Annotated in this window: 6 protein-coding genes; 2 read left to right on the top strand and 4 right to left on the bottom strand. The window is 58.6% G+C overall.

Going from position 1 to position 8,401, the window contains the following annotated elements; genetic code table 11:
- Nucleotides 1–72 precede the first annotated feature (72 nt).
- Nucleotides 73–879, top strand: a complete 807-nt coding sequence (gene truA, locus BDE01S_RS06115) for a tRNA pseudouridine(38-40) synthase TruA (RefSeq protein ID WP_066078762.1) — start codon at nt 73–75, stop codon at nt 877–879.
- Nucleotides 880–945: 66 nt separating this feature from the next.
- Here the strand turns inward: truA and BDE01S_RS06120 are convergent, their stop codons facing one another.
- Together BDE01S_RS06120 and BDE01S_RS06125 are read right to left on the bottom strand one after the other, a co-directional pair.
- Entirely contained in the window at nt 946–1,434 is a 489-nt protein-coding gene (locus tag BDE01S_RS06120) for a free L-methionine (R)-S-oxide reductase MsrC (RefSeq protein WP_066078748.1), read from the bottom strand.
- Nucleotides 1,422–3,239: a bifunctional chorismate-binding protein/class IV aminotransferase gene (locus tag BDE01S_RS06125; RefSeq protein ID WP_066078765.1), complete on the bottom strand. Its 1,818-nt coding sequence runs from the start codon at nt 3,237–3,239 to the stop codon at nt 1,422–1,424. Before BDE01S_RS06125 ends, BDE01S_RS06120 begins: the two co-directional genes overlap by 13 nt.
- 168 nt (nt 3,240–3,407) lie before the next feature.
- Between BDE01S_RS06125 and ppk2 the strand changes: the two genes are divergently transcribed.
- Nucleotides 3,408–4,331: a polyphosphate kinase 2 gene (gene ppk2, locus BDE01S_RS06130; RefSeq protein ID WP_066078751.1), complete on the top strand. Its 924-nt coding sequence runs from the start codon at nt 3,408–3,410 to the stop codon at nt 4,329–4,331.
- Between the two features lie 111 nt (nt 4,332–4,442).
- Here the strand turns inward: ppk2 and hemL are convergent, their stop codons facing one another.
- Together hemL and ppk1 are read right to left on the bottom strand one after the other, a co-directional pair.
- Nucleotides 4,443–5,729, bottom strand: coding sequence for a glutamate-1-semialdehyde 2,1-aminomutase (gene hemL / locus BDE01S_RS06135; RefSeq protein ID WP_066078756.1), 1,287 nt, complete (start codon nt 5,727–5,729; stop codon nt 4,443–4,445).
- Between the two features lie 90 nt (nt 5,730–5,819).
- Nucleotides 5,820–7,967, bottom strand: a complete 2,148-nt coding sequence (ppk1, locus tag BDE01S_RS06140) for a polyphosphate kinase 1 (RefSeq protein WP_255265796.1) — start codon at nt 7,965–7,967, stop codon at nt 5,820–5,822.
- Nucleotides 7,968–8,401 lie beyond the last annotated feature (434 nt).

Raw genomic sequence — 8,401 nt, forward strand, 5'->3', positions numbered from 1 at the left:
ATAAAACACCCGCGCCGCCCGGCCTTACAAGATGCCGTTTCAGACGGCATCTTTTTCTTTAACGGAACCATCATGACGAAAGATTACCCGCAGCCCCGCCAACGCTGGGCGCTGACTGTGTCTTACGACGGCAGCCGCTTTTTCGGCTGGCAGAAGCAGGCCGACGCGCTGCCGACGGTGCAGGAAGCATTGGAAACCGCGCTGGCGAAGATTGCCTGTGAGCCTGTGGCCGTAACCGTTGCCGGGCGCACGGATACCGGCGTACACGCCACCGCGCAGGTGGTGCATTTCGATACCGCCGCCGATCGGCAGGCGCAGGCGTGGATACGCGGCGTGAACGCGCATCTGCCCGAAGGCGTGGCCGTATGGCAGGCGCAGCCGGTCGCCCCGCATTTTCACGCGCGTTTCGATGCCTACGGACGGCATTACCGCTATCTGCTGCAATCCGCCCCCGTGCGCTCGCCGCTGCTGGCCGGACGCGCGGGCTGGACGCATTACCCGCTCGACGTGCCGGCCATGCAGCAGGCGGCCAAACTGCTGGAGGGTGAACACGATTTCTCCAGCTTCCGCGCCGCGCAATGCCAGGCCAAATCCCCCGTCAAAACCCTGTACCGCGCCGAAGTCAGCGGCTCGGGCTCATGGATTAAGCTGGATTTGCACGGCAATGCCTTTCTGCACCATATGGTACGCAACATCATGGGCGCGCTGGTGTATGTCGGCAGCGGCCGCCTCAGCGTGGTCGGATTTGAAGCCTTGCTGGCGGAAAAAAGCCGTCTGAAAGCTCCGCCGACCTTTATGCCCGACGGCCTGTATCTGACCGGCGTGGACTACCCGCCAGAGTTCGGCATCGCGCGGCCGCCTTTGCCGGAATGGTTATGAATAAGTCATGAAAAAGGGCGCAGCTTGTCAGGCTGCGCCCTTTTTTCAGACGGCATAAAAATCCGTTTATTCAAAATAAGGCCGGAGCAGGGCGGCCAGTTCTTCCAGATAGCGGGCATCGGTGGCGTCGAACTGCGCGGTTTGGGCAGCGTCTGCGTCCAATACGCCGATGCAGCGGCCGTCGGCGGTCAGCAGCGGGACGACGATTTCCGATTGCGAGAGCGAGGAGCAGGCGATGTGGTCGGGGTGGGTGTTGACGTCGTCCACCACGATGGTTTGGCCGCTTGCCCAGGCTTGGCCGCACACGCCGCGTCCGTAGGGGATGCGCGTGCAGGCCAGCGGGCCTTGGAAGGGGCCGAGCACCAGGGTGTTGTCGGCGGCATCCACCAGATAAAAGCCGATCCACAGCCAGCCGAAGGCTTCTTTCAAGATGGCGGCGGTGTTGGCCAGGTTGGCGGTCAGGTTGCGTTCGCCTTCGATGACGCTGCCGATTTGCGGCAGGATTTCCCGATAGCGTTCGGCTTTGTCGGTGGCGGAAAGGTTCAGGGTGTGCATGGTGTTCCTTTATGGTCGGCGGCGGCGCTCAGGGTGGCGGGCAGCACGCCGCGCAGGGCGTTGGTCAGGCGGATGTCTTCTGCGGCTTCGAGCATTTCGCGGGTGATGCGGCTTTCCATCACTTGCTCTGCGCCCAGATAGGTTTGCGGGTCGCGCAAAACGGCTTGGCGCATGACGCCGTTGAGAATGTCCAAATCGGCGGCAGGAGTGTGCCATTGACCGCGGATTTTGATAAAGACGTTGCTGCGGCCGCCTTCGAGCAGGAAGCCGTTGGTATTGAACAGTAAGCCGTCGAACGCGCCTTGTGCCTGTGCATTTTGCCATACGGCGTCGAAGATGTCGCGGCGGTCGGTTTTGAAGCGGCGCAGGTAGTCGCGCACGGGCAGGATTTGCGGGGCGATAACGACTTTTTGCGTGCCGCTCAGGGCGGTGATTTCGGCGTGTTCGAAGCGGAGGCCGTCTGCATTCAGGCTGATTTTCAGACGGCACAGGGCGGGCGGTAATTCGGCGATGCGGCGTCGGATTTGCGTTTCCCAATCTGCGGGCAGCAGCAGATTCAGGGCGTGCGCGGCGTTTTTCAGACGGCCGGTGTGCCGGGCGAGCAGGGGGCAGCGGTTGGCTTCGACTTTCAGGGTTTCAAAGATGCCGAATTCGGGCGTGAGCGAGGTGAGGAAGCGGGCTTTCCAGCCGCATTCTTCGTATTCGGCCTGCGGCTCGCTGTCGATAACGATGCCGGAGCCGACGCCGTATTCGCCTCGGTAGAGGCCGTCTGAAATTTCACGGAGCTGCAGGGTGCGGATGACTACGTTGAACACGCCTTCAAAGCCCAAGCCGCCCGCGCAGGGCTTGAGAAAGCCGATGCTGCCGGTGTAGAGGCCGCGCGGGGCGGTTTCCAAATTTTCAATCAGCTGCATACTCATGCGCTTGGGTGCGCCGGTAATCGAGCCGCAGGGGAAGGCGGCGCGGAAGATGTCGGCGGCGGACAGGCAGGCTTTGGCCTGCGCTTCGATTTTGCTGGTCATCTGCCAGACGCTGCCGAAGCGGGACACTTTCAGCGGCTCGGGTACGCGCACGCCGCCGGTTTCGGCGATTTTGCCCAAATCGTTACGCAGCAAATCGACAATCATGATGTTTTCGGCGCGGTTTTTCGGGTCGGCCTGCAAGGCAAGCGCGCGTGCTTCGTCGTGGCCGTCGTTTAACACCGGCGCCGTGCCTTTCATCGGCTCGGTGGTGATGATGCCGTCGGGGGCGATGTGGAGAAACAGCTCGGGCGAGAAACACAGCGTCCACACGCTGCTACCGCCGTATTCGGGCAGGCAGGCAAGCGCGGCGTAGGGCACGGGCTGGCGCAGGCGGCGGTAGAGCGATACGGGGTGGCCGTAGCTTTGGCAATGCAGGCGGGTGGTGTAGTTGATTTGATAGGTGTCGCCGCGGCGGATGGCGGCATGAATGGCGGCTACGGCGGCCAGATAGTCTTCGCGTCCGGTATCGGATTGCGGCGCGGAAATGCCGGCGGGCAGGCCGTCTGAATATTCGGCCAGCCAGGTTTCGGCGCAGACGGCTTCGCAGCGTGCAAACCAGTGCAGCGCCAGGCGGCCGGTGTGCGCGGCGGGCAGCTTTTGCAGCGGCAGGCCGAAAGCGTAGTCTGCCAGCAACACTGCGTGCAGCCCTTTTGCCCAGCCCTGTGCCAGCAGCGCGTCCAGCGTATCGAGCGCGTCGGGCGTGATGAAATGCGTTTCCCTATGATTTTGATAGAGTTTCGCGCGGCCGGCCGCTGCATCGTCGAGCAGGGCGAAAAAAGGCATATCGGTGTTGAAAATAGATTGATTATACATAAATTTTACAAAAATTATCAGATTTATTGCCGCGCGGCGCGGGAGTGTAATTTTGTGTAGGATATGACGCCGAAAAGGAGTAGAATAAAGGCAAAGAGAGAATCATATCACTATCGACAAGTAGAACAAGGAGCAGACATGACCGATCATCAGTTACAGCCTTTCGAGCCGATTAAATTGGACGACGCTGAAAACAAACTGGAAGTCTTTGAAAAAGCCGTATTGGAGCACAGCGGCCCCGCCAGCGCCGAAGATTCGGGCAAAGCAGCTCTGCCGGCCAACTACCCCTATAAAGTCCGTATGCGCCGCGCCGTGTACGAAGCTCAAAAGAAAAAGCTGCAAATCGAACTTTTGAAAGTACAAAGCTGGGTGAAAGACACCGGGCAGAAAATCGTCTGCCTGTTTGAAGGCCGCGATGCCGCAGGCAAGGGCGGTACCATCAAACGCTATATGGAGCACTTAAATCCGCGCGGCGCACGCGTGGTGGCTTTGGAAAAACCGACTTCGACCGAGCGCGGCCAATGGTATTTCCAACGCTATATCCAAAACCTGCCGACCGCAGGCGAAATGGTGTTCTTCGACCGCTCATGGTACAACCGCGCCGGCGTAGAGCGCGTGATGGGCTTCTGCGAGCCGAACGAATACATGCTGTTTATGCGCCAAACGCCTGAGTTTGAGCGTATGCTGGTGGCCAGCGGCATCCATCTGTTTAAATTCTGGTTCTCCGTATCCCGCGAAGAGCAGCTGCGCCGCTTCATCTCCCGCCGCGACGATCCGCTGAAACACTGGAAACTCTCGCCTGTGGACATCCAATCGCTCGACCGCTGGGACGATTATACCGAAGCCAAAGACGCGATGTTCTTCCACACCCACACCGGCGATGCGCCGTGGACGATTATCCGCTCTGACGACAAAAAACGCGCCCGCCTGAACTGTATCCGCCACTTCCTGCACACGCTGGATTACCCGGGCAAAGACGTGGAAGCCATCGGCAAAGTGGACACCAAACTGGTGTTGTCGCCGAGCACCCGCAATCAGGGTATGGACGTTGGTCATGACTAATCCGTGCTCTGCCTGAGGACAGAGGGAAACGGAAAAAAGCCGTCTGAAAAATACATTTTTCAGACGGCTTTTTCTATTTCTAAGCCTTCCTATCTCAGCCGGCAGCAGCGTTTATTTTGCCATATCCGCAAACACTTCTTTGGCTACGGCAACGGTTTCGTCCACCAATTCGGGCGTGTGCGCCGCCGACATAAAGCAGGCTTCGAATGCCGACGGGCCGAACGCCACGCCGCGTTCGAGCATGCCGTGGAAGAAGCGTTTGAATGCGTCGGTATTACTGGCGGTCATGTCGGCGTAGCTTTGCGGTACTTTGTCGGCGAAGTAAAGGCCGAACATGCCGCCTACATAGTCCGCGCTGAAGGTAATGCCTGCTGCTTGGGCGGCGGCGGTGAAGCCTTGTACCAACTGTTCGGTGCGTGCGGCCAGGTTTTCGTAGAAACCGTCGCGTTGAATGATTTCCAGCGTTTTCAAACCCGCAGCCACGGCCAGCGGATTGCCCGACAGCGTACCGGCCTGGTACACGCCGCCGAGCGGGGAAATGCAGTTCATGATTTCGCGCTTGCCGCCGAACGCCGCCAGCGGCATGCCGCCGCCGATGACTTTGCCCATGGTGGTCAAATCGGGCGTAATGCCGTGCAGCGATTGCGCACCGCCCAAAGCCACGCGGAAGCCGGTCATCACTTCGTCGTAAATCAATACCGCGCCGTGCTGTTCGGTCAGTGCGCGCAGGGCTTTGATAAAGCTTTCAGACGGCCGCACCAAATTCATATTGCCCGCAAACGGCTCCAGAATCACGCAGGCGATTTCGCTGCCGATTTGGGCGAAGGTTTCTTCCAGCTGCGCCGTATTATTGTATTCCAACACCAAAGTATGCTTGGTGAAGTCGGCCGGTACGCCTGCGGAACTCGGGTTGCCGAAAGTCAGCAGGCCGCTGCCCGCTTTGACCAGCAGGCTGTCGGAATGGCCGTGGTAGCAGCCTTCGAATTTGATGATTTTATCGCGTCCGGTGTAGCCGCGCGCCAAGCGGATGGCGGACATGGTGGCTTCTGTGCCGGAACTCACCAAGCGCAGGCTTTCTACGCTGGGCAGGATTTTGGCGATTTCTTCGGCGATGACGATTTCGCCCTCGGTCGGTGCGCCGAACGACAAACCGCCCAAAGCCGCTTCGCGCACGGCTTCGATGACTTCAGGATGCGCATGGCCGACAATCGCAGGCCCCCAGGAGCCGACGTAATCGATGTAGCGGGTGTCGTTTTCGTCCCAAACATACGCGCCTTCTGCTTTTTTGATGAAGCGCGGCACGCCGCCGACGCTGCCGAATGCGCGTACGGGGGAGTTGACGCCGCCGGGAATGATGGCTTTGGCACGGTTGAAAAGTTGTTCGTTGCGGTTGCTCATGGGGGTTCCTTGTTTGACGGTTCTGCATCCGGCCGTCTGAAAATCCGGTCGGCAGGCGGCATTTTACCATTTTTCAGGCGGCAGGGCGGCTCAGCCGTAAAGCGCCCATAAGTCGTCCTGCAGGCTGACGGCGGCGGTGTTTTCAGACGGCTGTTTGCGGATATAGCTGCCGTCGGGCTGCATCTGCCAGGCTTTGGTGTTGTCGGCCAGCGCCATGTTCAGCCCTTCGTGAATGACGCGGGCTTTGAGTGCGGCGTCTTCAATCGGGGTGGCGACTTCGATGCGGCGGAAGAAGTTGCGCCCCATCCAGTCGGCGCTGGAAATATAGGTATTTTCTTCGCCGCCGTTGTAGAAATAGTAAATGCGCGAGTGCTCGAGCTGGCGGCCGATGACGGAAATCACGCGGATGTTGTCCGACAGGCCGGGTACGCCCGGGCGCAGGGTGCACATGCCGCGCACAATCAAATCGATTTCCACGCCCGCGCGGCTGGCGGCATACAGCGCTTCGATGACTTTCGGCTCAATCAGCGAATTCATTTTCGCCATGATTTTGGCCGGCTTGCCGTCGGCGGCGTTGCGCGCTTCCCGGGCGATGCGGGAGATGACCATATCGTGCAGGGTAAACGGGCTTTGGTAAAGCTTGTTGAGGCGGCCGGGTTTGCCCAGGCCGGTGATTTCCAAAAACAGGGTGTTGACGTCGGCGGTAATCTGCTCGTCGGCGGTAATCAGGCCGAAGTCGGTATAGATGCGCGACGTGCTTTGGTGGTAGTTGCCCGTGCCCAGGTGGGCGTAGCTTTTCAGACGGCCTTCTTCGCGGCGGATAACCAGCGCCATTTTGGCGTGGACTTTATAGCCGAATACGCCGTACACCACGTGTGCGCCCGCGTTTTCCAGCTGCTGCGCCCAGTTGACGTTGTTGGCTTCGTCGAAGCGTGCCATCAGCTCGACGACGACGGTTACCTGTTTGCCCGCGTGCGCCGCCTTCATCAGCGCGCGCACCAGCTCGGAGTTGCTGCCGGTGCGGTAAATCGTCATTTTCACCGCCAGCACGTCGGGGTCGGCGGCGGCTTCGCGTATCATCTGAACCACCGGATCAAACGATTGGTAAGGGTGGTGCAGCAGGATAGGGCTTTGCCTGGCTAAGTCCAATACAGAGCCGTGTTTGCCCAGATTTTTCAGACGACCCGGGCTTTTCGGCGGGAATTTCAAATCGGGGCGGTCCACCAAATCCGGTACGGCCATCAGGCGCACCAGGTTAACCGGGCCTTTGACCTGATACAGCTCGTCGGCGCTGAGCTTGAATTGCGCCAGCAGAAAATCGTGGATGTGCGGCGGGCAGGCATCGGCCACTTCCAGGCGCACGCCGTCGCCGTATTCGCGGTCTTGCAGCTCGTTTTGCACCGCAGTACGCAGGTTTTGCAGATCTTCTTCGTCCACGCTCAAATCGCTGTCGCGCGTGAGACGGAACTGATGGCAGCCCTTGACTTCCATGCCCAAAAACAGCTTGTGCACATAAGCGTGCAGAATCGACGATAAAAACACAAAGCCGTTGCCGCCGCCGCACAATTCAGACGGCAGCGGCACCACGCGCGGCAGAATACGCGGCGCCTGCACGATGGCCATGTCCACCGGCCGCCCGAAAGCGTCCGTACCCTCCAGCTCGACGGCAAAATTCAGCGATTTGTTTAAAGGGCGCGGAAACGGGTGCGACGGATCGAGGCCGATAGGGGTGAGAATCGGCATCAGCTCGCGGTCGAAATAGTCCTCAATCCATTTTTTCTGCGCCGCCGTCCACGAAGCGCGGCGGTAGAAGCAGATGTTTTCCGCTTCCAGCGCCGGCTGCAGCACATCATTAAACAGCGCGTATTGCTCGGCAATCAGCGAGCGCGCTTCCTTTGATACGTCGGCAATGGTTTCCGCCGGCGTTTTACCGTTGTCGAACACCGTATGCGGTCGCAGCTTCAGCTCGCGTTTGAGCCAAGCCATACGCACCTCGAAAAACTCATCCAAATTCGACGACACGATGCACAAAAAGCGCAGCCGCTCCAGCAGCGGCACACGTTCGTCCTGCGCCTGCGCCAGCACGCGGCGGTTGAAAGCCAGCAGGCTCAATTCGCGGCAGAGTATGGGATTGTGGTCGGGCATGGGTGTCTCCTCGGTCAGGGTTGCCTTGCGGCTTGGAACAAGTATAGCGCGTTTGCCGCCGGGCGTTAACCGCCGCCAGGGCGCAAACGGCATCAGGATACGCGGTTTGTGTGACGGTTTGATGACGCGGCGGGAAAAGCGGGAGAAGCAGGCCGTCTGAAAACGGGCAGGCGGCGGGTATGGGCGGTAACGTTTTCGCGAATATTGATAGCAGCGATAGCGTAAAGCAATGATGGAATAAAACAGATTAAGAAAAGAAATTTATAACCAATTGATAAATAATTATTTTATTTTAAATGCGGAAATTGTGTGCCAAAAAACAACAGAAATCGCAGCCGCTTGCCCCGACTTTCCCGCATTCTGTGTTATCAGACATCGATGTCATTAAAGCAGACATCGGTGTCATTTTCATTTATTAACTCAATCAGTCAAAAATAAAATATTTGTAATGATTTTATCTATATAATTTGCGTAAATTGTATAAAATTAACAAATTGGTCGGTATCATGGCGCCTTCGTCAGATATA

The sequence above is a fragment of the Bergeriella denitrificans NBRC 102155 genome (assembly GCF_001592185.1).
Taxonomy (GTDB): Bacteria; Pseudomonadota; Gammaproteobacteria; order Burkholderiales; family Neisseriaceae; genus Neisseria; species Neisseria denitrificans.